This window comes from Nonomuraea sp. NPDC052634 (assembly GCF_040678535.1).
Lineage (GTDB): Bacteria > Actinomycetota > Actinomycetes > Streptosporangiales > Streptosporangiaceae > Nonomuraea > Nonomuraea fastidiosa.
On record NZ_JBFATY010000012.1, the window covers coordinates 81957 to 107260 of the forward strand.

Consider the following 25304-nt stretch of genomic DNA (forward strand, 5'->3'; position numbering starts at 1 on the left):
CGATGGTCACACATCATGGCCACCGTTACAAATCGTTCCCTTAGGGAGTTCGGCCATGAAGAACAAGTGGGCGGCGTTCTCGTTGCTCGCCGCCACCCAGTTCGTGCTCATCCTCGACACCACGATCGTGGGCATCGCGCTGCCGCCGATGGGCCGCGAGCTCGGGATGACGGCGCAGGACCTGTCGTGGACGACGACGGCGTACTCGCTGGTGTTCGGCGGGCTGCTGCTGCTCGGCGGGCGGCTCGCCGACTACTTGGGGCGGCGGCGGATGTTCGTCGCCGGGATGCTCACGTTCGGGCTGGTGTCGCTGATCGGCGGCGTGGCGTCGTCGGGCGGGGTGCTGGTCGCCGTACGCGCGGTGCAGGGTCTCACGGGCGCGATCGTGGCGCCGGCGGGCATGTCGCTGGTGATGGGGATCTTCCGGGGTGACCCGGCGCTGAACAAGGCCATGGGGCTGTGGGGAGCGGTCGGCGGCATGGGCGCGTCCGCGGGCGTGGTGCTCGGCGGGCTGCTCACCGACTGGTTCGGCTGGCGTGCGGTGTTCCTGGTCAACACGCCGATCGGGCTCGCCGTCGGCGGGCTCGCGCTGGTGATGCTGCCGGCCGTGCGCGGAGCGGGCGCCGGGCGCGGCTTCGACGTGGCCGGGGCGCTCACCTCGACCGCCGGGCTCGGCCTGCTCATCTACACGCTGACGGACGCCACGGAGGCCGGCTGGGCGTCGGCCAGGACTCTCGGGCTCGGTGCGCTTTCGCTCGTGCTCATCGCCGCGTTCCTGCTCGTCGAGCGGCGTTCGGCCAACCCGCTGGTGCCCCTGGACGTCTTCCGCCGCCGTACGCTGGCGGCCGGCAACGTGATCATTATGCTGGTGGCCGCCTCCATGCAGCCGATCTTCTTCCTGCTCACCCTCTACACGCAGGACGTGCTCGGCTACAGCGCCACCCGGTCGGCCATGTCGGTGGTCGCCATCTCGGTGACGATCGCGCTGACCTCGTCGTTCCTCGGCGGCCGCGTGCTCACCCGGTACGGCGTGCGCGCCACGACCGTCGCCGGCCTCGTCTCCATCACCGCGGGCGGCCTGCTCTACCAGCGCATCGACGTACGTGGCGACTTCCTGACCACGCTGCTCGCGCCCGAGCTGCTCGGCGGCTTCGGCTTCGGCCTGCTCATCGGCGCGGTCACCGTGGCCGCCACATCGCAGGCGGCGCCCGACGAGGCGGGCATGGCCTCCGGGCTGTTCAACACGACCACGCAGGTGGGCATCTCGGTCGGCATCGCCGCTCTGGCCACGGTCGCCGCGGCCGTCTCGGGCGACGAGCCCACGCCGCAGGCGCTGGTGTCGGGCTATCACGCGGCGTTCGCCGGATCGGCGGGCCTCGCCCTGCTCGCCCTGGTGGCGGCACTGACCCTGCTGCCCAAGCACATCAAGCCCGCCGCCGCCCAGCCGGCACCGGCCCCCGAGCCGGGCGCGGGCAAGGCCCCCGTCGCCTGACCCCGCGAGGGCAGGGCCACGTGAACCAGGCGAACCAGACGGACCGCGCCAGGCACCGGGCATGAGGTCACAGGAACGGAGCCGGGCGCCGGACGCGAGGTCGCGGGGCCCGGCTCAGCGCCGGGTCACTCCCACTCGATGGTGCCCGGCGGCTTGCTCGTCACGTCGAGCACCACGCGGTTGACCTCGCGTACCTCGTTGGTGATGCGGGTGGAGATGCGCGACAGCACGTCGTAGGGCACCCGCGCCCAGTCGGCGGTCATCGCGTCCTCGGAGGTGACGGGGCGCAGCACGATGGGGTGGCCGTACGTACGTCCGTCGCCCTGCACGCCCACCGACCGCACGTCGGCCAGCAGCACGACGGGGCACTGCCAGATCTGCCGGTCGAGACCCGCCCGCGACAGCTCCTCGCGGGCGATGGCGTCGGCCTCGCGCAGGATGGCCAGCCGCTCGCCGGTGACCTCGCCGACGATGCGGATCGCGAGCCCAGGCCCGGGGAACGGCTGCCGCCACACCATCGCGGCCGGCAGGCCCAGCTCTTCGCCGGCCCTGCGGACTTCGTCCTTGAACAGCGAGCGCAGCGGCTCGACCAGCGTGAACCGCAGGTCTTCCGGCAGGCCGCCGACATTGTGGTGTGACTTGATGTTGGCGGTGCCGGTGCCGCCGCCGGACTCGACGACGTCGGGGTAGAGCGTGCCCTGGACGAGGAAGTCGACGGGACCGTCGGCCATGATGGCGCGCTGCTCGTCCTCGAAGACGCGGATGAACTCACGCCCGATGATCTTCCGCTTCTCCTCCGGGTCGGTGACCCCTTCGAGCGCCTTGAGGAACCGGTCGGAGGCGTCGACCACCCGCAGCTTGACGCCGGTGGCGGCCACGAAGTCGCGCTCGACCTGCTCGGCCTCGCCCTTGCGCAGCAGGCCGTGGTCGACGAAGACGCAGGTCAGCCGGTCGCCGATGGCGCGCTGGACGATCGCGGCGGCCACCGCGGAGTCGACGCCGCCGGACAGCGCGCAGATGGCGCGGCCGTCGCCGACCTGGCGGCGCACGGCCTCGATGGAGTCTTCGACGATGTTGAGCATCGTCCACGTGGGACGGCAGCCCGCGGCCTCCAGGAAGTGCTTGAGCACCGTCTGGCCGTGCTCGGAGTGGAGCACCTCGGGGTGGAACTGCACGCCGTAGAGCCCGCGCTCGGCGCTCTCGAACGCGGCCACCGGAGTCTGCTCGGTGGACGCGGTCACCTTGAAGCCCTCGGGGGCCTTGACCACGCTGTCGCCGTGGGACATCCACACGGTCTGCGAAGACGGCAGCCCGGCGAAGATGGCGCCCTCGTCGAGCACCGTGAGCGGGGTGCCGCCGTATTCGGCGGCGCCGGTGCGCTTGACCTCACCGCCCAGCGCCTGCGCCATGGCCTGGAAGCCGTAGCAGATGCCGAACGTGGGCACGCCGGTGTCGAACAGCCCGTGGGGCACCGGCGGCGCGCCCTCGGCGTAGACCGACGAAGGACCGCCCGACAGGATGATCGCCTTGGGGTTCTTCGCCATCATCTCCTCGACCGGCATGGTCGAGGGAACGATCTCGGAGTAGACGTGGCACTCACGCACCCGCCTGGCGATCAGCTGCGCGTATTGAGCGCCGAAGTCGACCACCAAGACCGTGTCGAATTCAGACACCGTGAGAACCCCCTGACAAGGCGAAGAGCGGTGACCCCAGTCTATCGGCCCCGGCTCGAGCACCTGGCCTGGCCGGGTCCGGCGTGCTAACACAGAACGATGGATCTTGTCTGGCCGGCCATCGCGTGGGCCCTGTGGGTCATCGCGACGGTCACCGCCTTCAAGGTGTCGGGCCGTGACAGGGGCGAGGAGGCGCCCCCGTACCCGGTGCCCGCGGCGGTGGCCGAGCTCTTACGTGGCATGCGTCCCCAGGACGTGTTCTACACCGTGCTCTTCGAGCTGGCAGGACGCGGCTGGGTGACGATCGACGGCGACCGCCTGTCGCTGAACCCGATTCGTCCGCCGGAGCCGTTGCGCCCGTACGAGGTCTGGGTGCTCGAACGGGTGCGCGTCCGCATGGCGGGAGCGCCGAGGGCGCCCGTGATCGCCCTCGTGCCCGAGTCCGAGGACCTGGAGCGGGGTTTCGTCCCGCTCGTCCGGGAGCACGCCATCGAGATCGGCCTGGCCCGCCACCGCTGGGGCAGCATGGGCGTCCCCGTGCTGCTGACCATGGCCCTGTTCATCCCCTGGTTCATGACCGTGGTGGTGGCGCTCTTCTCCTGGCCCGCGGGGATCGCGACGGTGGGGGCGATGGTCGCGGGCGTCTCGCTGCTGTCGGACGGCAAGGGCTTCCTGCTGACCCGGCGCGGGCGGGAGGTGGCCGGATCCGGATCGCCGCCGGCGAACCGCAACCAGGAGTGGATCTTCACCGGCAGCGGCTGGAAGGGCGTCGAGATCGAGCCGGCCAACCTGCCGCTCCGCTCGGGCCGCCAGGAGATCGCCGGGCACGTCGTCAAGCGCTGGGTCCATGAGACCACCGACGACCAGGGCCGGTCGGTGGAGTACTACATCGCGCTGCACGACGGCCACTCGGAGAAGGCGATCAGCTTCCGGGTCGGCGAGAGCCTCTACCGCGACGTGCTGCCCGGCGACTCCGTACGCCTGCTGGTCAAGCCGCGCCGCTGGGTGGTGCGCGTGCTGGCGCACGACCGTCACTGGTAGCCGGGCACCTCACCGGTCAGCAGCGACTCGACGTACAGGCGCAGGCTCGCCGCGTACGAGGAGTCGGTCAGCAGCAGGAACCGCTCCTCGCGGATGCCCTGGATCACCAGGTCGGCCACCTCGGACGGCTCCATGCCGCGCTCGGCCGCCTTGCCGATCCGCTCCTTGACGGCCACCTCGTCCGCGGCGGGCGTGGTGGCCAGAGTGGGCGGGCGCGACCGGTCGGAGTCGGCGATGCGAGTCCTGACCGCGCCGGGGCACAGCGCGCTGACGCGCAGCTTCGACCCCGTCGCGGCCAGGTCCTGGGCGAGCGCCAGGGACGCGGCGAGCGCGGCGTGCTTGGCCATCGCGTACCCGCCGGTCCCCGGCGACACCAGCAGTCCCGCCACGGAGACGGTGTTGACGACGTGTCCCTCGGTGTCCTGCTCGATCATGCGCGGCACGAACCAGTGGATGCCGTGCAGCACGCCCCACAGGTTCACGCCGAGCAGCCAGGAGAAGTCCTCCTCGTCCCGCGTCCACATGTGGCCGCCCTGGAAGACGCCCGCGTTGTTGCAGAGCACGTGCACGGCGCGCAGCTCACCGAAGCAGCGGTCGGCGAGGTGACGTACGGACGAGGCATCGGACACGTCGGTGATCTGTGTCAGCACCTTCGTGCCGCCGCACATGGCCGCCGTCTCCGCCAGCCCGCCGTGGTCCACGTCGGCGAGCATCAACGTCATTCCCTCTGCCGCGAACCGGAGGGCGAGCGCCCTCCCGATGCCACTGGCCGCACCCGTCACCACCGCGACCTTGCCGGAGAGCTCGCGCACGTACAGACCTCCCTAGGGACACGCCATAGGTCGTTCCCCGATCAGTCCGAGCGACGCTACAGCACCGCGTCCATCAGGCCCAGAGGCGGCGAGCCGAGATCGAACAGGGCCTTGTGGAAGCGCTGGAGGGTGAAGCCCGCTCCCCACTCCTTGCGCGCCCGCTCGCGCAGGTCGAGGATGAGCAGCTTGCCCCAGGTGTAGCGGCCGTAGGTCGGGTCGAACGTGGCCCGGCGCGCCTCCGACAGCGCGGCGGGACCGGCCAGGTGGGTGTCCGACTCGAAGCGGCGCGCGCCCTCCTCGACCGTCATCTGGCCGGTGTGCACGCCGATCGCGCAGGCCAGCCGGGTGACGCGGATGAGCGCCTCCACCCAGACGCCGATCTCGAAGCGCGGGTCGCCGTCGCCGAAGCCCTCCTCGACGCACAGCTCCTCGGCATAGTGCGCCCAGCCCTCGACGAACGCCATCGACTGCAGCAGCCTGCGCACCTCCGACGGGGCCCGGCGCAGCGCCCTGGCGTGCGAGAAGTGCCCGGGCGCCACCTCGTGGACGTTGATGGCGGGCAGCGTGGTGCGGCTGAAGACCTGCAGCCACTCCTCCTGCTCCTGCTCGGGCCAGTCGGGCTCGGGCGGCGTGATGTAGTACCAGGACGGCCCCTCGGGCTCGCCGGGCGAGTTCCACGCCATCATGGCCATCGCCCAGCGGCGCGACTCGGGCGCCAGGCCGACCAGGCACTCGCCGTCGTGGTAGGGCACGAGGTCCTTCTCGCGGGTGAACGCGATGGCCTTCTCCGTGCCGATCCGCGCGGCCTCGATGACGCCGTCGGCGTCGGGGTGGTCCTTGACCAGCTCGCGTACGACGTCGAGCGGGGGCCTGCCGGTCTCCCCGAGCTTCGCGCACGACTCGGCGAGCAGGCCGAGCAGCCGGTCGCGTTCGGCGTCGGCCCGCTCGGCCAGCCTGCCCAGGTCCACCGGCAGGCCCTCGGCGGTGCCCATGAGCCGGGCGAGCGCGTCGCCGCCGAGCGCCGCGTCGGGGTCGCCCTCCTGCGCGGCCCGCTCGACGTGCGCGACGAGCCTGGCGTGCGCGGCCAGCGCGGCCTCGTCGGTGATGCCGGCGGCGAGGCCCTTGACCGCGCCGATCAGGGACTTCGCGACCGGGGCCGGCACCTGGTCGAGCGAGGCGAGCGCCTGGTCCACGGCCTCGGGCCAGAGCGCGAGGTGGGCCGCCTTGGCCGCCGCGCGCTCCTCCTCCGGCGCGTAGTCGCGGTCGTAGCACGCGAGGTCGAGGTTGGACAGGTGGATCAGGGGGTTCTTGCGGTGCAGCTCCAGCTCGCCGAACTGGGTGCGCAGACTCTCCTCGAACACCTGTAGGTGCCTGGCGTCGTGCGCGTCAGCGGGCGCGGGTCCCTCGCCGAGCCGCGCCAGCCCGGCCCGTACGCCCTCGGGCGACAGGTCCTGGATCCGGCCGTCGTACTCGTGCCTGCCGCCGCCCTCGCGCGCCTCGGCCACGATCAGGTCGGTGATGGCTCGTAGCCTGGCGTCAAGTTCTGTCATGCCGCCGACGCTAGCGCACCCCTGGTATGGGGTCTTTAGTGCTGAAATTTCGGGCACTTTCGGCTGCTGCGCGGTGCAAGATGATCAGCATGGCTCTCCGCATCACCACGCTCGCTGAGCGTCCCGAGTTCGCCGCGACCCTGTGGGACATGGAGCACACCTGGGCGCAGTTCGTCCTGAACGACCCCATCGCGGATCTCTACTACCCCTTCGTCACCACCCGCCACCAGCACCACGTGCTCGTGGCCGACGACGACGCGGAACCCGGGCGGCCGGTGGCGCGGGCGTGCCTGATCCCGTACGTGTCCGGCGGCGACGGCCTGCCCGACGACGGCTGGGACGGCGTGATCCGGGCGGGCTGGCTGGCCCGCGAGCGCGGCCAGGAGCCCGACGCCGTCTCCGCGCTGGAGATCACCGTCCGCCGCGACCTGCAGGGCAGGGGCCTGTCGGCGCTGATGGTGGCCGCCCTGCGCGAGCATGCCGCCAGGCTCGGCTTCCGCACGCTCGTCGCCCCCGTACGTCCCAACCACAAGCACCTCGAACCGCACACCCCCATGAGCGAGTACGCCTTCAGGACCCGCCCCGACGGCCTGCCCCAGGACCCGTGGCTGCGGGTGCACGTACGGGCGGGCGCCGAGATCGTCAAGGTGGCGCCCCGGTCGATGGTGGTGCCGGGCACGCTGGCGGAGTGGCGGGCCTGGACCGGCCTGCCGTTCGACCGGTCGGGGCCGGTGGAGGTGCCGGGGGCGCTGACGCCGGTGCATTGCGATGTGGAGCACGACCACGCCGTCTACGTGGAGCCGAACGTCTGGGTGGCCCACTCCCTGACCTGAGCGGGCCTTGCGAGCGCCCGGCCGCGCCGGACCGACCGGGCGCGGGCCTTTGAGGCGCCCGGCCCTCCAGGCCGATCAGGAGCGGGCCTTCGAGGCGCCCGGCCCGCCGCACCGGCCAGGAGCGAGCCCAAGGACGCTCAGCCTGCCGGGCTGACCAGACGGAGGCGGTCGGCGTGGCGGGCGACGTCGAGGCCGCGCTCGGCGGCCCAGGCGTCGTCGTGGCAGGTGGCGAGGTGGCGCTCGGAGGCGTCGCCGATCAGCGAGACGATCGTGCCGCTCTCGCCCCGCATGACCATGCGCTCGATCAGCTCGAGCGCCGCCCAGAGCACGGTGCCGGACGACGGGCCCACGGGCAGCCCGGTGACCCCCCTGATGTGCCGCGCCGCAGCCACCGTGGCCGCGTCGGGCACCGGGATCACCAGGTCGATCAGGTCGGGACGGAAGCCCGGCTCCATGCGCGGGCGGCCGATGCCCTCGATGCGCGAGGGCATGCCGGTGGCGTAGTCGCGCACGTCGAGCGTCCAGCCAGGAAAGTACGCGGAGTTCTCCGGGTCGGCCACCGCGACCCGGCAGTCGAGGTCATGCTTCTTGATCCAGTTGCCGAGCGTCGCCGAGGTCGCGCCGGTGCTCGCGCCCGTCACCACCCAGTCGGGGCTCACCTGGGCGAACAGCTCCTCGGCGAGGTCGTGCTCGGCCGCCCTGCCGAACTGGTCGAGGAAGTGCCCTTCGATCCGCCGCGCCGCGTCGTAGATGGCCAGCGGCGGCGAGACGAACCTGCACTCGCCGCCCAGCTCCTCCACCGGCCGCGCCCGCTCGGGCCCCGCCTTGCCCGGCATCACCACGATGTACCGCAGGCCGAGCCGCCGGGCGAACCACGCCTGGGCCACCGCCGCGTTGCCGCCCGTGGCCTCGACCACGGTCGCGCCCTCGGTGACCAGGCCGTCGAGCACGGCCTGGCGGAATAACGCGCGCGCGTGGCGGTGCCTGAGGCTGCCTGTGGGATGCCGGGACTCGTCCTTCAGCAACAACGTGATCCCGGGGACCCGAACCGGGAATTCGATCAGCGGGGTCGGCTCCCCCGCGGCCAGCACGTCGAGGGCTCGTGCGTTCCAGCTCACGTCTCCACTTTTTCAGTCATGCCCCCGCGAGGTCCGTGCTTTCGCCAGGAACGTAGTGAATCGCGGCAATATGCCGGACAGCGGTAACTTCCCCTATTCTCGGCGGAGTCCCACGAGACGGGCGGCATGGGGCCAGAATTCTGGCATGGCTTCCTTCGCTCCGCTCCGCCCGGCAGATCCGCGCTCGCTGGGGGGCCTGCGTCTGCTCGGCAGGCTCGGCGAGGGTGGCCAGGGCGTCGTCTACCTGGGCGAGGACGCCGAGGGCGGCAAGGCGGCGGTCAAGTGGCTGCGGGCCGACCTGGCGGGCGACGAGTCGAGCGTGCAGCGCTTCCTGCGCGAGGTCGAGGTGGCCAGGCACGTGGCGCCGTTCTGCACGGCCGCCGTGCTGGGCACAGGGATCGAGCAGGATCGGCCGTACATCGTCAGCGAGTACATCGAGGGCCCCTCCCTGCATCGGGTGGTGCAGGAGCAGGGGCCGCGCACGGGGACGGCGCTGCACCGGCTGGCCGTCGGCACCGCGACCGCGCTCGCCGCGATCCATCAGGCGGGCATCGTGCACCGCGACTTCAAGCCGGCCAACGTGATCATCGGCGCCGACGGGCCCCGGGTCATCGACTTCGGCATCGCGCGGGCGCTGAACGCCACGACGATCAGCCAGTCGGTGGTGGGGACCCCGTCGTACATGGCGCCCGAGCAGTTCATGGGCCACGCGGTGGGACCGGCGGCCGACCTGTTCTCGTGGGCCGGGACGATCATTTTCGCGGCGACGGGGCAGGCGCCGTTCGGCAGCGACACGATGCCCGCGGTGATCAACCGCGTGCTCAACCGGCAGCCCGACCTCGGCCCGCTCGACGGCACGCTGCGCGAGGTCGTGGCCGCCTGCCTGGCCAAAGATCCGGCGCAGCGGCCCACGGCCGAGCAGGTGATGGTGCGGCTGCTGCGGCACCCGGCGTCCGGCTCGGGCATGCTGGCGGAGGGCGCGGCGGCGGCATCGTCCGCGCCCTTCCCCGGCCCGCCCGCCTTAGGTTCGCCCGTCTCAGGGCCGCTCTCCCAGGCGGGCCCGCGGCCCGCGGGCCTGCCCGTCACAGGCGCACCCGCCGCAAGCACGCCCCCGCACACCGGCGCGCCCGCCGCAGGACCGCCTTCCCAGCAGCACATCCCGCCGGGCCACCCCCACGCGTGGCAGCACCTCCAGCCCACGCACCCCGCCGCCAAGCCGCCGGACCGCAGGCGGGGGCAGGTGGTGGCGAGCGTCACCGCGGCGGTCGCGCTGCTGCTGGCCGCCGTCATCTTCGCGGGCGTCCAGATGTACCGGACGGCGAGCACGGCCGCGCTCCAGTCCACGACCCCGTCGGCGGACACGGAGCGGCAGCCCAGCGGCTCCGGCGAGGAGCCCACCGGGGACGCCACCGGAGACGACTCCGAGGGCCGGACCGAGGACCAGGCGGAGCACCAGGCGGAGGACGTGCCCGGCGAGGGCACCAAGCGGAAGCTGCCCGGCGGCGACATCTCCCTGTACGAAAGCCCGTCCGACGCCATCGTGCTCACCTCGTACGAGGTCAAGGACGCGAAGAAGGACGACTGGATCGACTACGCCAGGGACTCGCTGCGCGGCAAGTTCACCAAGTACGCGGGCAACATGGAGTCGCTGGTCTCCCCCGACGGACGCTACCTCGCGTCAAGGGGCAGGCAGTACACCCCCGACGATCACGACTTCATCGTCATCACCGACCGCCGGACCGGGCAGCGCCACACGATCAAGACCGTCAAGAGCCCGCTGGACGGCATCATCATGCGGTGGTCGAAGGACGGCGGGACGATCCTGCTCAGCATCGCGCGGGAGGTCGGCGACGAGCTGACCTACCCGGGGTTCATGCTGGTCGACGTGGCCACCAAGCGCGTCAGGCGGGTGGACGTCAGCGACACCGCCGTCAGGAGGAACATGTTCGCCTTCGACGGCGACAACGTCGGCACGGTCAACGTCTACGGCCCCGAGGACAACCTGAACCTGCGCTTCTTCGACCCCCAAGGCCGGGTGGTGCGCTCGCAGGAGAAGATCGGCACGCTCCCCGCCGGCACGACGGAGGACATCTTCTCGCCTTCGGGCAAGGCGTACGTCACCAACTGCCCTGACGGCACGTACAACGACCACTGCATCTGGGACGCCGCCACCGGCAAGCGGCTGCACACGTTCTACTCCGACTGCGACGAGGTGCTCGGCTTCTACGACGACAAGCACCTGTACTGCTGGGAGAACGACAACGGCGCCAACGCCGAGGTGCAGGTGGTCGACTTCAAGGGCAAGCTGGTGCGCAAGCTCCTGGAGGCCCCGGAAGAGCTGGACGTCGACCCCGTCTTCACCAGGAATCCGGCGCGCGGCTCGTGAACCATCCGGCGGATCCGGCCGTGATGGGGGGCATGAACACGCTGATCCGCACGACCGTGGCGGCCGCCGCGCTGGCCGCGGTCACGGCCGCCTGCACCACGTCGCCGGGTGGAGACCAGGGCCCGCCGCCGGTGAGGACGAGCCTCGGCGCGGTGCGCCTGGTGGCGTACGACGGGTGCGACGACCTGCTGGAGGAGCTGCGCGAGCGCAGCGCGGCCAACGTCGGGCCCTACGGCTTCGGCGACGCGATGCCGATGATGGTCGGGCAGGACAGCGTGCGCAGCGAGGCCAAAGCGCGTGCGGTCACGCAGTCGCCCGAGCACTCGACGACGAACGTGCACGAGGCGGGCGTGGACGAGCCCGACCTGGTCAAGACCGACGGCGAGCGGCTCATCACCGTCACCGACGGCACCCTGCGCGTCATCGACACGGCCACCAGGAAGATCACCGCCTCGCTCCGGCTGACCGAGGGCGAGGGCGGCTCCGGCTTCCCCGCGGACCTGCTGGTGTCGGGCGACCGGGCGCTGGTGCTGATGGCCGGCGGGGACATCATGTACAAGCGGATCGCCGGGGGTCCGGTGGGCGACACCCGGTACGTGCTGGTGGACCTCGCGGGCGAGCCGAAGGTGCTGGGCACGATCAAGCCGCAGGGATCGTACGTGGACGCGCGGCTGGTCGGCTCCACCGTCCGCCTCGTCACCCGCAGCCGGCCCGACGTCGTCTTCCACGAGCGGCGCCCTGGCAGCAGCGAATCGGACTTGATCGCGGCGAACCGGGCCGTCATCGCGAACGCCCCAGCCGAGGCGTGGCTGCCCAGGATCGAGATCACCGACGCGTCCGGCAGGACCACGCAGAGCCGGGTGCCGTGCGAGCGGGTCAGCCACCCCGCCGACTACACCGGCACCTCGATGCTGACCGTGCACACGATCGACCTGGCCCAGGGCATCACGGCGGCGGGCACCGACCCGATCACGCTGGCCGCCGACGGCGACATCGTCTACGGCACCGGCCAGAGCCTGTACGTGGCCAGCAACCCGCGCTGGTGGTTCCCCGTGGTGCGACGGCTTCCGCCGCCGCCCTCGCCTCGCCCGACGGCCGTGGCCCCGGCGGAGGAGCCGACGGTGACCGACCCGCCGATCGCGCCGACCACCACAGGGAGCACGCCGGCCGCGACGGTGCCGGCCGAGACGGTGCCGGCCGAGACGGTGCCGGTCGAGACGGTGCCCGCGGAAACGCCCACGCCGGAGCCCACCCCCGCGCAGCCGCCCGAGGAGACGGAGGTGCACCGCTTCGACATCACGAAGCCAGGCGCGCCCGCGTACGTGGCCTCGGACAAGGTGCCCGGCCGGCTGCTCAACCAGTACGCGCTCTCCGAGCACGACGGCCACCTCCGCGTGGCCACCACGCTCAACCGGTCCGACGGCCGCGACAGCTCCAGCGCGGTCTACGTGCTCAAGGCCGACACCATGGAGAAGGTGGGCGAGGTCGGCGGCCTCGGCAAGGGCGAGCGCATCTACTCGGTGCGCTTCATCGGCCCGGTCGGCTACTGCGTGACGTTCCGCCAGGTGGACCCGCTCTACACGCTCGACCTGCGCGACCCCGCACATCCCCGGGTGACGGGCGAGCTGAAGATCACCGGGTACTCGGCGTACCTGCATCCCGCCGCCGACGGCCGGCTGATCGGCATCGGCCAGGAGGCCAGCGAGAAGGGCAGGACGCTGGGCACGCAGGTGTCGCTGTTCGACGTGAGCGACCCGGCGGCGCCGCGCCGGCTGTCGCAGTTCTTCCAGCGCGACTCGGGCTCGGGCGCGGAGTGGGACCCGCACGCGTTCCTGTACTGGCCGAAGACCGGTCTCGCGGTGGTGCCGCTGGTGCAGCCGGACAAGTCGGGCGCGCTGGTGCTCAGGATCGACGACAAGGAGGTACGGCGGCTGGGCATGATCGAGCATCCGGAGCGGCGCGGCGAGTACCCATACCGGCCGGGTATCGAACGCTCGCTGGTCATCGGCGACTCGATCTGGACAGTGTCGTATGAAGGCGTCCAGGTCAACGACATGGAGACGCTCGATTCACAAGTGTGGATCCCGCTTCGTTGAGCAACCAAAAGGTGCCGGTTCGCAAATGAACCGGCACCTTTTTTATGGACTTATCCCGACAACCGGTGAAAAATTCGCTTACACCGTCTTGTCGGACACGGCGCGCCCGTCACGAGCCACCGCCGGTCCGCCTTCACGAGAAAGGGCCCCACGCTGCCATGCGATCACGCACCCCCCTGCTCGCATCGCTGCTCAGCGCGCTCGCGTTAGCCGCGGCGCCGCTGCCCGCCTCCGCGGCAGAGCCGCCTGAGGCCGCTCAGGAAGGCACGTACATCGTCCAGCTCAACCCGTCGCTGCGCGCGCCGCGCGGCGCGGCCGAGACCCAGGTGTCGCAGCTCGGCGGCGAGCTGGTCGGCGTCTACCAGCACGCGTTCAAGGGCTACACCGCGAAGCTGAGCGCCGCCGCCGCCGAGAAGCTCAAGAAGGACCCGAGCGTGCTCAGCGTGGAGCCCGACGCCGTGGTCACCCACTTCGCCCAGACCATCCCGACCGGCGTGAGCCGGATCTTCGGCCCGGACAACCCCAACCTCGACATCGACGGCACCGACGACCGCCGCGTGGACGTGGACGTCGCCGTGGTGGACAGCGGCGTCGACCAGAGCCACCCCGACCTGAACGTGGTCGCCAGGACCAACTGCGTGATCGGCCTCTGCATCAACAACTCCGGCACCGACGACAACGGCCACGGCACCCACGTCGCCGGCACCATCGGCGCGATCGACAACGCGATCGGCCCGGTCGGCGTCGCACCCGGCGCGCGCATCCACGCGGTCAAGGTGCTCAACGCCTCCGGCTCAGGCTCGCTCGCGGGCATCGCGGCCGGCATCGACTGGGTGGTGGCGCGCAGCTCCACCATCGAGGTCATCAACCTCAGCCTCGGTTGCAGCGGCTGCTCCAGCAGCGCGATCAGCAGCGCCATCACGAACGCGGTCAACGCCGGCATCGTGGTCGTGGTGGCCGCGGGCAACAGCAGCGCCAACACCGCCTCGTTCTTCCCGGCCAACCACCCCGACGTGGTCACCGTCTCCGCGCTGACCGACAACGACGGGCAGGCCGGCGGCCAGGGCGGCAGCACGCTGTCCTGCCGCAGCGAGTCCGACCAGGACGACACCCTCGCCTTCTACTCCAACTACGGCTCCACCGTGGAGATCACCGCGCCCGGCACCTGCATCTACTCGACGTGGCCCGGCGGCGGCTACAACACGATCAGCGGCACCTCGATGGCCAGCCCGCACGTCGCGGGCGCGGCGGCCCTGCTCACCTCGGGGTCGGCCAAGCCGACCACGCGGGCAGGCTCGCTGGCCGTGCGCAGCACGCTGATCTCGACCGGCAACTCCGACTGGACCGACGACTCCGGTGACGGCGTCAAGGAGCCCCTGCTCGACGTGCACGACGCCGGCGTCTACAACCTGGCCTGAGCCGGGGCGCGCCTGACGCAGAACCACCTCGGATGAGGGCGGTCCGCGGACAACCGCAGCGCCGCGGACCGCCCTGCCCTAGGCGTTCTCCGGCGCCACCACCGGGACGATCTCCGGCGCGCCCAGCCTGATCGCGTCGGCCTCCTGGTCGGAGTCCTGCTCCTGCGAGCGCCGTTCCGCCTCCACCCGCTTGGTGTAGTACTCGACCTCGCGCTTGACCTGCTCGCCGTCCCAGCCGAGCGGCCCGGCCAGCAGCTCCGCCGCCTCGCGCGCCACCCCGACCCCGCGGTGGAAGGTCTCGATGGAGATGCGGGTACGCCGGGTCAGCACGTCGTTGAGGTGCCTGGCCCCCTCGTGGGTGGCGGCGTAGACGATCTCGGCGCGCAGGTAGTCGTCGGCCCCGTCCAGCGGGCGGCCCAGCGACGGGTCCTGCTCGACCAGCTCCAGGATGTCGTCGATGAGCGAGCCGTAGCGGTGCAGCAGGTGCTCGATCCTGGCCACGTGCAGCCCCGACTCCTGGGCGAGGCGGTGCCGGGAGTTCCACAGCGCCTGGAAGCCCTCGGCGCCGACCAGCGGGATGCGGTCGGTGCACGATTGCGGCACCCGGTAGTCGAGGCCGTGCGCCACCGCGTCCACCGCGTCGCGCGCCATCACCCGGTACGTCGTGTACTTGCCCCCGGCCACCATCACCAGGCCGGGCACGGGGTGGGCGACCACGTGCTCCCTGGACAGCTTGGACGTCTCGTCGGACTCGCCCGACAGCAGCGGCCGCAGCCCCGCGTAGACGCCCTCGACGTCGTCGCGGGTCAGCGGCACCGACAGGATCGCGTTGACGTGGTCGAGCAGGTAGTCGATGTCGGCGCGGGAGGCGGCCGGATGGCTCCTGTCGAGCGTCCATTCCGTGTCGGTGGTGCCGATGATCCAGTGGCGGCCCCACGGGATGACGAACAGCACCGACTTCTCCGTACGCAGGATGATGCCGGTCAGCGACTGGATGCGGTCGCGCGGCACGACCAGGTGGATGCCCTTGGAGGCGCGTACGTGGATCTGCCCCCTGCCGCCCACCAGCTCCTGGATGTCGTCGGTCCACACGCCGGTCGCGTTGACCACCTGCCTGGCGCGTACGTCGAACTCGTCGCCAGTCTCCAGGTCGCGCACCCGCACGCCGGTGACCCGCTCGCCCTCGCGCAGGAATCCGACGACCTGGGTCCGCTGCGCGATGTGCGCGCCGTAGGTGGCGGCGGTGCGCAGCGTGGTCACGACGTAGCGGGCGTCGTCCACCTGGGCGTCCCAGTACTGGATGGCGCCGGTGAATGCGCTCTTCTTCAGCGAGGGGGCAAGGCGCAGCGCCCGCTTCCTCGACAGGTGCCGGTGCCCCGGCACGCCGCGGGTCAGGCCGGTCGCGAAGCCGAGCGTGTCGTACAGCATGACGCCGGCGCCCACGTACGGGCGCTCCCACCCGAAGTGGGTCAGCGGGAACAGGAACGGCACGGGCCTGACCAGGTGGGGCGCGATGCGCTGGAGCAGCAGGGCGCGTTCCTGCAGCGCCTCGCGTACCAGGTCGAAGTTGAGCTGCTCCAGGTAGCGCAGGCCACCGTGGATGAGCTTGGACGAACGTGACGACGTGCCGGAGGCGAAGTCCCGCGCCTCCACGAGCCCCACGTCAAGGCCCCTGGTCACCGCGTCGAGCGCGATGCCGGCACCCACGACGCCGCCGCCTACCACGACGACGTCGAGTTCCTGGACCCTCATGCGCTCCAGCGCCTCGGCCCGTTCGGCGGGCCCGAGACGGGCCGCGCACTTTCCCGACGCCATATTTCCCCCTGAAACGGCTTTGTCGCTGTTCCTGGTACCTACCCGCACAGCGTCCGACCTGTAACGCTTTATGCCGGGAGCCGCGCTCAGGCCCGAGGGGAGGCCGCTTTCAGGCGCGTACGACCTTCACGCCCGCCTCGGTGAGCCGGGCGGCGAGATCGTCACTGAGCCGGGCGTCGGTGACGAGGGTGTCGATCCGCTCGATGGGGCAGATCCGGGAGAACGCCCGCCTGCCGATCTTGGAGGAGTCGGCCACCACCACGACCTGGGCGGCCCGGCTGATCAGCAGGTTGTTGACGCTGGCCTCGCCCTCGTGGTGCGCGGACGCGCCGAGCCCGACGTCGAGCGCGTCCACGCCGAGGAAGGCGACGTCGAGCGTCACCTGCTCCAGCACGCCGGTGGAGAGCGGGCCGATCAGCTCGTACGACTGCGGCCGCGCCACCCCGCCGGTCACCACGATCTTGACGTGCTTGCGGACGGTGAGCTCGGAGGCGATGTTGAGCGCGTTCGTGACGATCGTGAAGCCGCTCTCCAGCGCGGGCAGCGTGGCGAGCGTGCGGGCCAGCTCGGAGGTGGTGGTGCCGCCGTTCAGCCCGACGACCGCCCCGGGCGAGACCAGCTCGGCCGCCGCCGCGGCGATGCGGTGCTTCTCGTCGGCGTGCCGCGCGGTCTTGTAGCGCAGCGGCAGGTCGTAGCTGACGCTCTGCGACACCGCGCCGCCGCGCGTGCGCATGAGCATCTGCTGCTGGGCGAGCTGGTCGAAGTCCCGCCTGATCGTGGCGGTGGAGACGTCCAGCGCCTGCGCGGCCTCCTCCACCGACAGCCTGCCCTCCTGCGCCAGCAGTTCGAGGATGGCGTTCCAGCGGTCGTAGCGGGACACGTCGGCCTCCTAAGGGGATGAGGTCAGGAGCAAGCGTGGCACAACCTGGGACCCCAGAGCCACCGATGTTCATTTTTGCCGTTTTCTGCTATAAAAAACGCAGAAACAATCAAGCTTGGAGGTAAGTGGTGACCACCCACACCGAAGCCGAGATCGCGTCCCAGCCGTCGTGCTGGCGGCGCGCCGTGGCGAACGTCCCCGCCGACGCGCTCCCCGCCCGGGGTGAGCGGGTCGCCGTGGTCGGCTGCGGTACGTCGTGGTTCATCGCGATGGCGTACGCGGCGCTGCGCGAGCGGGCCGGGCACGGCGAGACCGACGCGTTCGCCGCCTCCGAGTTCCCCGCGGGCCGCCGCTACGACCGGGTGCTCGCGCTGACCCGTTCCGGCACCACGACCGAGGTGCTCGACCTGCTCGGCAGGATCGACACCAGGACCACGGCCGTCACCGCCGACCCCAACACGCCGATCAAGGACGCCGCGCAGGACCTGATCGTGCTCGACTACGCCGACGAGAAGTCCGTCGTGCAGACCAGGTTCGCCACCACCCAGCTCGCCATGCTCCGCGCGAGCCTCGGCGAGGACCTCACCCAGGCCATCGCCGACGCCGAGCGGGCCGTCGCCGAGCCGCTGCCCGACCAGTTGGTGAACGCCGAGCAGTTCAGCTTCCTCGGCACCGGCTGGTCGGTCGGCCTCGCCCAGGAGGCGGCGCTGAAGATGCGCGAGGCGTCCAGGTCGTGGACGGAGGCGTATCCGGCGATGGAGTACCGTCACGGCCCGATCAGCATCGCGGGCCCCGGCCGGGTGACGTGGATGCTCGGCACCGCGCCCGAGGGCCTGCGCGCCCAGGTCGAGGCGACCGGCGGCACGTTCATCGAGGGCGCGCTCGACCCGATGGCCGAGCTGATCCGCGTCCAGCGGGTCGCCGTGGCCCGTGCCTTCGCGCGCGGGCTCGACCCCGACGAGCCCATGCACCTCACGCGATCTGTGATCCTTTCTTCATGAGCCTTACTCTTGCCGACGCCAGGATCGTGACGCCCGAGGGAGTTCACGAGGGGTGGCTGACCATCGAAGACGGCCGCATCACGCATGTCGGCCACGGCGCCGCCCCCGGACCCGGCCTGCGGCTGGGCGGGCGCCACGTGGTCCCAGGGTTCGTGGACGTGCACAACCACGGGGGCGCGGGGGGCTCGTTCCCCACCGGTGAGCAGGACAAGGCGCGCGACGCCGTGGCGCTGCACCGCCGCCACGGCACCACCACGACCGTGGCCAGCCTCGTCACCGACACCGTCGAGGGCCTGACCAGGGCGGCCGCCGCGCTGGCCGAGCTGTGCGACGAGGGCCTGCTGGCCGGTGTGCACTTCGAGGGCCCGTACATCGCCAAGGCCCGCTGCGGCGCCCACGACCCCACGCTGCTGCGCGAGCCCTCACCGCAGGAGTTCGCCGGGCTGGTCAAGGCCGCGCGCGGGCACGCCCGCATGGTGACGATCGCGCCCGAGCTGCCCGGCGCGCTCGACACGATCAGGATGGCCGCGGACGAAGGCGTCATCGCCGCCATCGGACACAGCGACGCCGACTACGAGCAGACCATCGCCGGCATCGACGCGGGCGCCACCGTGGCCACCCACCTCTACAACGCGATGCCACCGCTCGGCCACCGCGCACCCGGCCCGGTAGCGGCGCTGCTCGACGACGAGCGGGTGACGGTCGAGCTGATCAACGACGGGGTCCACGTCCACGCGGCCATGCTGCGGCTGGCGTACGAGGTGGCCGGGCCGGGCCGCACGATGCTCGTCACCGACGCCATGTCCGCCACCGGGCTCGGCGACGGCGACTACGTGCTCGGCCCGATGCAGGTCCACGTGCGCGACGGCGTGGCCAGGCTGGCCGAGGGCGGCTCCATCGCGGGCTCCACGCTCACCATGGACGTCGCCTTCCGCCGCGCGGTCCAGGAGCTCGGCATGTCGCTGCCGGACGCCGTACAGGTGACCTCGCTGACCCCCGCCCGCGTGCTCGGCCTGGCCGACCGCATCGGCTCGATCGCCGTCGGCAAGGCCGCCGACCTGGTCGTGCTCTCCGACTCCCTGCAGGTCGACGGCGTGCTGAAAGACGGCGTCTGGATCATGGAGCCCTGATGATCGTCACGGTGACCCTCAACCTCGCCCTCGACACCACCTACCGGGTGCCCGGCGCCGACTGGGACGGCGTCAACCGCGTGGCCGGCGTGCACCGGCGGGCCGGGGGCAAGGGCGTGAACGTCGCCAGGGTGCTGCGCGCGCTCGGCCGCGACGTGCTGGTCACCGGCCTGGCCGGTGGTCCGACCGGCCAGGCGATCGAAGCCGACCTGCGGGCCGCCGGCATCCCCCACGACCTGTACGCGGTCGCCGCCGACTCCCGCACCACGCTCGCCGTCACCGACCCCGACGCGGGCCGCACGGCGCTGTTCAACGAGCCGGGGCCCGAGGTGAGCGCCGCCGAGCTGGCCGGGTTCACCCGCTACTACGAGTCCCTGCTGGCCGGGGCCGACGCGGTCGTGCTCTCCGGCAGCCTGCCGCGCGGCGTGCCGTCCGACGCCTACGCCACGCTCGCCGCCGTCGCCGCCTCCCTGGGCGTGCCCGCCATTGTGGACGCCGACGGCGAGCCGCTGCGCCACGCGACCAAGGGGCGGCCGTCCATCCTGAAACCCAACGCCGAGGAGCTGGCCAGGGCCGTGCCCGGCAGCCCAGCAGAGGGCGCGGAGGCCCTGCGCGGGCAGGGGGCCGAGGCGGTGGTCGTGTCCATGGGCGCGGGCGGGCTGCTGGCCGTCACCGGCGAGGGCACCTTCCGCGCGCGCATGCCGTACGCCGTGCACGGCAACCCCACAGGAGCGGGCGACTCGCTCGTCGCCGGTCTCGCCCTCGGCCTCGTCGAACGCGAGCCCTGGCCGGAACGCCTGCGCCGCGCCGCCGCGCTCGGCGCCGCCGCCGTCGCCACGCCCGTCGCCGGCGAGTTCGCCCCCGACGTGTACGCCGACATCCACCCGCAGATCACCATCAGCTGAAGGAGCCCGCCATGCCCCTCGCCCCCATCGGCGACATCGTGACCCGGTCACCCGCAGGGGTGGGCGCGTTCAACGTCATCCAGCTCGAACACGCCACCGCCATCGTCGCCGGTGCCGAGGCGCTCGGCCTGCCCGTCGTGCTGCAGATCAGCGAGAACTGCGTGCGCTACCACGGCGCGCTCGAACCCATCGCGCTGGCCGCGCTCGCCGTCGCCCGCCGCGCCGAGGTGCCGGTCGCCGTGCATCTCGACCACGCCACCGACCGGGCGCTCGTCGAAGAGGCCGTCGGCCTCGGCCTCGGCTCGGTCATGTACGACGCCTCCGCCCTGCCCGACGAGGAGAACGTCGCGAGCACCGCCGAGGTCGCCGCCTGGTGCCACGAGCGCGGCGTGTGGGTGGAGGCCGAGCTGGGCGAGGTCGGGGGCAAGGACGGCGTGCACGCGCCCGGCGCGCGCACTAAGCCGCACGAGGCCGCCGACTACGTGGCGCGGACCGGCGTCGACGCGCTGGCCGTGGCCGTCGGCACCTCCCACGCCATGACCACCAAGGACGCGGTGCTCGACCTCGACCTCATCGCCGAGCTACGGGCCGCCGTGCCGGTGCCGCTGGTGCTGCACGGCTCCTCGGGGGTGCCTGATGACGTGCTGCGCGAGGCCGTACGGCGGGGCATGAAGAAGATCAACATCGCCACACACCTGAACAAGGCGTTCACCGGGGCCGTCCGCGACTACCTGGCCCACGATGAGCGGGTGGTGGACTCGCGCAAGTACCTCAAAGCGGGCCGCGACGCGGTCGCCCGCGAGGTCACCCACCTGCTCGGCGTCCTCAACCCGTCGTAGACGGGGGTCATTGCGGGTCGCGCGCCGCGATGCCCGCCACGATGCCCGCCACGATGCCCGCCACGATGCCCGCCACGATGTCCGCCAAGATGTCCGCCAAGATGTCGATCTCGCCGTCCACCCACATCGACACGTGCTCGGCCATCTCGGCCACCTCGTACGCCAGGTCGCTGCGGCCTGAGTCCTCGAAGTCGACGATGCGGACGCTCGTGCCGTCCAGAGGAAGTTGGCGAGGTCGCCGTCACCCGTGCTGAACGCGGGCGTGACGCCCTGCTCGCCGGGCGTCCGGCTCTCCAGCCAGCGCAGGCCCTCCTTGACGGCCAGGTCCGCCTGAGCGCCCCTGGGCCGCCACTCGGCGCACCTGCGCCCCACCCATGCCGCGCAGCGGCACCCCGTCCAGCCGCGACATCGTCACCACGCCGTCCTCGTACGCGATCGGCTCGGGGGCGAGGCCGGGGGTGTGCTCGGCGAGGACGGTCAGCGCCCGCCACTCCCGCTCGGCCGCGCCGGGCTTGGGCTCGACGTAGCGCTTGACGACCCGGCCGCCCTCGTACGTCAGTGCGTGGGTGTGGGTGAGGTCGGCCATCCGCGCTCAGCGTTCGATCGCGTCCTGGCGGCGCTGCATCGCCTCCACCGCCTTCTTGGCGTTCACCAGCGAGGCCCCGGTCTCCTTACGGTAGATCGCGATGGCCTTGACCAGCTTGCCGTCGCGCACCGCCGCATGAAACTCCGGCGACAGCCGCAGCTCACCGCTGTCGTCGAGCCGGATGCCGAGGTACTGCTGGAGCGAGGCCACCTGCTGTTCGAGCCGCTTGACCCTGTCTTCGAGTGATTCCGAATCCATGGACAGGCACTCTATCGGCGCCCCCCTTCCACGCACACGGGCATCAGCCCCCAAACCCCGGCATATCCACCCTTGGCCCCAGCATCGCACCAAGCCCAACACCACTCCGGGAAGGCGACGCGCCGCAAACCACGGCACCCAGCGAAAGCGGCAGCTCGAACGCACGCACCGCAGACAGCGCCCCTCCCCACCACCCCCGCACGACCAGGAGTGACAACGGCCAGACCGCGAACCACGGCGCACAGCGAAGACAGCAGCCCAGACGCGAGCACCGCAGACAGCGCCCCTCCATCACCCCCAGAGGGCCGGAAGAGGCGACGACCAGACCACAAATCACGGCGCACAGCAAAGACGCCGGCCGAAAAGAGAAGCACCGCAGGCGGTGGGCCTGCGGTGCCAGAGAAGCGGAAGGTGCCGGAACCAGCGCGAAGCGCCGAACCCCCGGCGCCTCGCGCTCGACGTACTCAGCGCTGGATGGGCGCCACGACGACCTCGACCCGCTGGAACTCCTTGATGTCGGAGTAGCCGGTGGAGGCCATGGTGCGCTTCAGCGCGCCCATGAGGTTCATCGACCCGTCGGCCACGCTGGACGGCCCGTGCAGGATCTGCTCCAGCGTGCCGACCGTGCCGAAGTGGACGCGGCGGCCGCGCGGCAGGTCGGGGTGGTGCGCCTCGGAGCCCCAGTGGAAGCCGTGGCCGGGGGCCTCGACGGCGCGCGCCAGCGGCGAGCCCACCATGACGGCGTCGGCCCCGCAGGCGATGGCCTTGGCGATGTCGCCGGAGGTGCCCATGCCGCCGTCGGCGATCACGTGGACGTAGCGGCCGCCGGACTCGTCCAGGTAGTCGCGCCGAGCCGCCGCCACGTCGGAGATCGCGGTCGCCATCGGCACGGCCACGCCCAGGACGTTGCGGGTGGTGTGGGAGGCGCCGCCGCCGAAGCCGACGAGCACGCCGGCCGCACCGGTGCGCATCAGGTGCAGCGCGGCGGTGTAGGTCGCGCAGCCGCCCACGATGACCGGCACGTCGAGCTCGTAGATGAACTGCTTGAGGTTGAGCGGCTCGGCCCGCCCCGAGACGTGCTCGGCCGAGACCGTGGTGCCGCGGATGACGAAGATGTCGACGCCCGCGTCGATGACGGCCTTGTGGTACTGCACGGTGCGCTGCGGCGACAGGCGTACGGCCGTGGTCACCCCGGACGCGCGGATCTCCTCGATCCTGCGGCCGATCAGCTCCTCCTGGATGGGCGCGGCGTAGATCTCCTGGAGCCGCTTGGTGGCCGCCTGCTGGTCGAGGGCGGCGCACTCCTCAAGCAGCGGCAGCGGGTCCTCGTAGCGCGTCCAGAGCCCTTCGAGGTCGAGCGGGGCGAGCCCGCCGAGCCGGCCGATCTCGATGGCGGTGGCCGGCGAGACCACGCTGTCCATGGGAGCGACGACCACGGGCAGCTCGAACCGGTAGGCGTCGATCTGCCAGGCGATCGACACCTCCTCCGGGTCGCGGGTGCGCCGCGAGGGCACCAAACCGATCTCGTCGAGCGAGTACGCCCTCCGCCCGGTCTTCCCCCGGCCGATCTCCACCTGCTGAGTCATGAACTTACCTTCTGTGATAGTTCGGAGCTTCCACGGTCATCTGGATGTCGTGGGGGTGGCTCTCCTTGAGGCCCGCCGCGGTGATCGGCATGAGCTCGCAGTCGGTGTGCATCTGCTCGATGGTGCGGCAGCCCGCGTACCACATGCCCTGGCGCAGACCGCCGACGAGCTGGTGGGCGACGGCGGCGACCGGCCCGCGGTAGGGGACCTGACCCTCGATGCCCTCGGGGATGTACTTGTCCTCGCCGCCGACGTCCGCCTGCGCGTAGCGGTCCTTGCTGAAGGAGGTGCCGCCGCGCTCGCGGTTGCGTACGGCGCCGAGCGACCCCATGCCACGGTACGACTTGAACTGCTTGCCGTTGATGAAGATCAGCTCACCGGGCGATTCCTCGCAGCCGGCGAGGAGCGAGCCCAGCATGACGGTGTCGGCGCCGGCGGCGATGGCCTTGGCGATGTCGCCGGAGTACTGCAGGCCACCGTCGCCGATGACCGGCACCCCGGCGGGCGCGCACGCCTTGGACGCTTCGTAGATGGCCGTGATCTGCGGCGCGCCGACTCCGGCGACGACGCGGGTGGTGCAGATGGAGCCGGGGCCCACGCCGACCTTGACGGCGTCGGCGCCCGCGTCGACCAGCATCTGCGCGCCGGCCCTGGTGGCGACGTTTCCGCCGATGACGTCGACGCTGCTGTTGGCCTTGATCTTGGCGATCATGTCGGCCAGGCCCTTGGAGTGGCCGTGCGCCACGTCGACGACGATCACGTCGACGCCGGCCTCGATCAGCGCCTTGGCCCGCACCTCGGCGTCACCGCCGACGCCCACCGCGGCGCCGACCAGCAGCCGGCCGTCGGCGTCTTTGGTGGACAGCGGGTACTGCTCGCTCTTGGTGAAGTCTTTGACCGTGATCAGGCCGCGCAGCCGGCCGTCGGGATCGACCAGCGGCAGCTTCTCGACCTTGTTGCGTCGCAGCAGCGCGAACGCCTCGTCGCGCGAGACCCCGACCGGCGCGGTGACCAGCGGCATCTTCGTCATGACCTCGCGGACGGGCCGCGTCTGGTCGGTCTCGAAGCGCATGTCGCGGTTGGTCACGATGCCGACGAGCGTGCCCGACTCGTCGGTGACGGGCACGCCGGAGATCCGGTACGTCGCGCACAGCCGCTCGACGTCGGCGAGCGTGTCGTCGGGGCTGCACGTCACCGGGTTGGTGACCATGCCGGCCTCTGACCGCTTCACCAGGTCGACCTGCTGGGCCTGCTCGTCGACCGACAGGTTGCGGTGCAGGATGCCGATGCCGCCCTGCCGGGCCATCGCGACCGCCATGCGGGCCTCGGTCACGGTGTCCATGGCCGCCGAGATCAGCGGGATCCGCAGCGTGATGTTGCGCGACAGGCGGGCCGTGGTGTCGGCCTCGCCCGGCTGGAGATCTGAATATGCGGGCACCAACAGCACGTCATCGAAGGTCAGACCCATCTCGGTGAACTTGGACATGCCGCGGCCCCTCCCTGCCTCGCACGCGTGATTGAGCTAAGTCTAGGGCCTGCCTCCAAACGCATTGATGCAGGGAGGCGGCCTGCCCGCTTCGTACGAGGACGCCCCGGCACAGGAGGGACGGGGCAGGAGGACGTGGAGCGCGCACGGACAGGTGCCGAGGCTTCCGGGGACCTGGTACTGGGGCTTGCGGGACCTGAACGCACGGATGCCGGGAGGACGAAAGCCCCCACGGCCTTCGTACTCCCGGCATCGGAAAGCGCCCGGGGACGGGACGGTCGGTGATCCGTCCCGCCTCCGGGCCATCGGCATCCGGGCAGGCGGCGCTCCGCACCACCGAACCCCCCTCCGCGTCCTGATGGCCGGCGCCGCCGCGCCCATCGCTGAATGCCGACGCTA

At 71.7% G+C, this 25304-nt stretch carries 21 protein-coding genes; 10 read left to right on the forward strand and 11 right to left on the reverse strand.

All coding sequences use genetic code 11. The features are described from left to right. The first annotated feature begins 55 nt into the window (after positions 1 to 55). Positions 56 to 1492, forward strand: coding sequence for an MFS transporter (locus tag AB0K67_RS34485; RefSeq protein ID WP_364068512.1), 1437 nt, complete (start codon positions 56 to 58; stop codon positions 1490 to 1492). Between the two features lie 125 nt (positions 1493 to 1617). Here the strand turns inward: AB0K67_RS34485 and guaA are convergent, their stop codons facing one another. Then, positions 1618 to 3165 (reverse strand): glutamine-hydrolyzing GMP synthase, encoded by a 1548-nt coding sequence (gene guaA, locus AB0K67_RS34490; RefSeq protein WP_364068514.1) that lies wholly within the window; start codon positions 3163 to 3165, stop codon positions 1618 to 1620. A 99-nt stretch (positions 3166 to 3264) separates the two neighbouring features. Here guaA and AB0K67_RS34495 point away from each other — a divergent pair, with 99 nt between their 5' ends. After that, on the forward strand, positions 3265 to 4206 hold the full coding sequence (locus AB0K67_RS34495) for a hypothetical protein (RefSeq protein WP_364068516.1): 942 nt from the start codon (positions 3265 to 3267) through the stop codon (positions 4204 to 4206). Here the strand turns inward: AB0K67_RS34495 and AB0K67_RS34500 are convergent. Continuing rightward, complete coding sequence (locus AB0K67_RS34500; RefSeq protein ID WP_364068518.1) at positions 4197 to 5018, reverse strand: SDR family NAD(P)-dependent oxidoreductase; 822 nt, start codon at positions 5016 to 5018, stop codon at positions 4197 to 4199. The genes AB0K67_RS34495 and AB0K67_RS34500 overlap by 10 nt on opposite strands. Before the next feature lie 56 nt (positions 5019 to 5074). After that, positions 5075 to 6568 carry a DUF885 family protein gene (locus AB0K67_RS34505; RefSeq protein ID WP_364068520.1) on the reverse strand — a complete coding sequence of 498 codons (1494 nt, stop codon included), beginning with the start codon at positions 6566 to 6568 and terminating at the stop codon, positions 5075 to 5077. Positions 6569 to 6657: 89 nt separating this feature from the next. Here AB0K67_RS34505 and AB0K67_RS34510 point away from each other — a divergent pair, with 89 nt between their 5' ends. Next, a complete protein-coding gene (locus tag AB0K67_RS34510; protein WP_364068522.1) occupies positions 6658 to 7401 on the forward strand; it encodes an N-acetyltransferase in 744 nt (247 codons plus the stop codon). A gap of 137 nt (positions 7402 to 7538) precedes the next feature. Here the strand turns inward: AB0K67_RS34510 and AB0K67_RS34515 are convergent, their stop codons facing one another. Further along, positions 7539 to 8519 (reverse strand): pyridoxal-phosphate dependent enzyme, encoded by a 981-nt coding sequence (locus AB0K67_RS34515; RefSeq protein WP_364068524.1) that lies wholly within the window; start codon positions 8517 to 8519, stop codon positions 7539 to 7541. Positions 8520 to 8664: 145 nt separating this feature from the next. Between AB0K67_RS34515 and AB0K67_RS34520 the strand changes: the two genes are divergently transcribed. The 3 genes from AB0K67_RS34520 to AB0K67_RS34530 all read left to right on the forward strand — a co-directional run bounded on the left by AB0K67_RS34520 (position 8665) and on the right by AB0K67_RS34530 (position 14419). Beyond that, on the forward strand, positions 8665 to 10905 hold the full coding sequence (locus tag AB0K67_RS34520) for a protein kinase (protein WP_364068526.1): 2241 nt from the start codon (positions 8665 to 8667) through the stop codon (positions 10903 to 10905). Positions 10906 to 10937: 32 nt separating this feature from the next. Beyond that, positions 10938 to 13001 carry a beta-propeller domain-containing protein gene (locus tag AB0K67_RS34525; protein ID WP_364068528.1) on the forward strand — a complete coding sequence of 688 codons (2064 nt, stop codon included), beginning with the start codon at positions 10938 to 10940 and terminating at the stop codon, positions 12999 to 13001. Positions 13002 to 13159: 158 nt separating this feature from the next. Continuing rightward, positions 13160 to 14419, forward strand: a complete 1260-nt coding sequence (locus tag AB0K67_RS34530) for a S8 family serine peptidase (RefSeq protein WP_364068530.1) — start codon at positions 13160 to 13162, stop codon at positions 14417 to 14419. 78 nt (positions 14420 to 14497) lie between these two features. On the opposite strand, the gene glpD is transcribed toward AB0K67_RS34530, so the two are convergent. Together glpD and AB0K67_RS34540 are read right to left on the reverse strand one after the other, a co-directional pair. After that, positions 14498 to 16234 (reverse strand): glycerol-3-phosphate dehydrogenase, encoded by a 1737-nt coding sequence (gene glpD, locus AB0K67_RS34535; protein WP_364068532.1) that lies wholly within the window; start codon positions 16232 to 16234, stop codon positions 14498 to 14500. A gap of 109 nt (positions 16235 to 16343) precedes the next feature. Beyond that, on the reverse strand, positions 16344 to 17114 hold the full coding sequence (locus tag AB0K67_RS34540; RefSeq protein ID WP_364068534.1) for a DeoR/GlpR family DNA-binding transcription regulator: 771 nt from the start codon (positions 17112 to 17114) through the stop codon (positions 16344 to 16346). 128 nt (positions 17115 to 17242) lie between these two features. Here AB0K67_RS34540 and AB0K67_RS34545 point away from each other — a divergent pair, with 128 nt between their 5' ends. The 4 genes from AB0K67_RS34545 to AB0K67_RS34560 are packed head-to-tail and all read left to right on the forward strand — an operon-like array spanning position 17243 to position 20989. Continuing rightward, the gene (locus AB0K67_RS34545; RefSeq protein WP_364068536.1) at positions 17243 to 18115 is read left to right on the forward strand and encodes a sugar isomerase; all 873 of its coding nucleotides are present in this window, start codon (positions 17243 to 17245) and stop codon (positions 18113 to 18115) included. Further along, positions 18112 to 19245, forward strand: a complete 1134-nt coding sequence (gene nagA, locus AB0K67_RS34550) for an N-acetylglucosamine-6-phosphate deacetylase (protein ID WP_364068538.1) — start codon at positions 18112 to 18114, stop codon at positions 19243 to 19245. Before AB0K67_RS34545 ends, nagA begins: the two co-directional genes overlap by 4 nt. After that, a complete protein-coding gene (locus AB0K67_RS34555; protein ID WP_364068540.1) occupies positions 19245 to 20150 on the forward strand; it encodes a 1-phosphofructokinase family hexose kinase in 906 nt (301 codons plus the stop codon). Before nagA ends, AB0K67_RS34555 begins: the two co-directional genes overlap by 1 nt. A gap of 11 nt (positions 20151 to 20161) precedes the next feature. Next, positions 20162 to 20989 (forward strand): class II fructose-bisphosphate aldolase, encoded by an 828-nt coding sequence (locus tag AB0K67_RS34560; RefSeq protein ID WP_364068542.1) that lies wholly within the window; start codon positions 20162 to 20164, stop codon positions 20987 to 20989. Positions 20990 to 20996: 7 nt separating this feature from the next. On the opposite strand, the gene AB0K67_RS34565 is transcribed toward AB0K67_RS34560, so the two are convergent. The 5 genes from AB0K67_RS34565 to guaB all read right to left on the reverse strand — a co-directional run bounded on the left by AB0K67_RS34565 (position 20997) and on the right by guaB (position 24905). Continuing rightward, positions 20997 to 21134 carry a hypothetical protein gene (locus tag AB0K67_RS34565; protein WP_364068544.1) on the reverse strand — a complete coding sequence of 46 codons (138 nt, stop codon included), beginning with the start codon at positions 21132 to 21134 and terminating at the stop codon, positions 20997 to 20999. Positions 21135 to 21230: 96 nt separating this feature from the next. Further along, positions 21231 to 21575: a hypothetical protein gene (locus AB0K67_RS34570; protein ID WP_364068546.1), complete on the reverse strand. Its 345-nt coding sequence runs from the start codon at positions 21573 to 21575 to the stop codon at positions 21231 to 21233. 6 nt (positions 21576 to 21581) lie between these two features. Continuing rightward, positions 21582 to 21833 (reverse strand): hypothetical protein, encoded by a 252-nt coding sequence (locus tag AB0K67_RS34575; RefSeq protein ID WP_364068548.1) that lies wholly within the window; start codon positions 21831 to 21833, stop codon positions 21582 to 21584. A gap of 464 nt (positions 21834 to 22297) precedes the next feature. Next, positions 22298 to 23419, reverse strand: coding sequence for a GuaB3 family IMP dehydrogenase-related protein (locus tag AB0K67_RS34580; RefSeq protein ID WP_364068550.1), 1122 nt, complete (start codon positions 23417 to 23419; stop codon positions 22298 to 22300). Between the two features lie 4 nt (positions 23420 to 23423). Further along, entirely contained in the window at positions 23424 to 24905 is a 1482-nt protein-coding gene (guaB, locus tag AB0K67_RS34585; protein ID WP_364068552.1) for an IMP dehydrogenase, read from the reverse strand. Positions 24906 to 25304 lie beyond the last annotated feature (399 nt).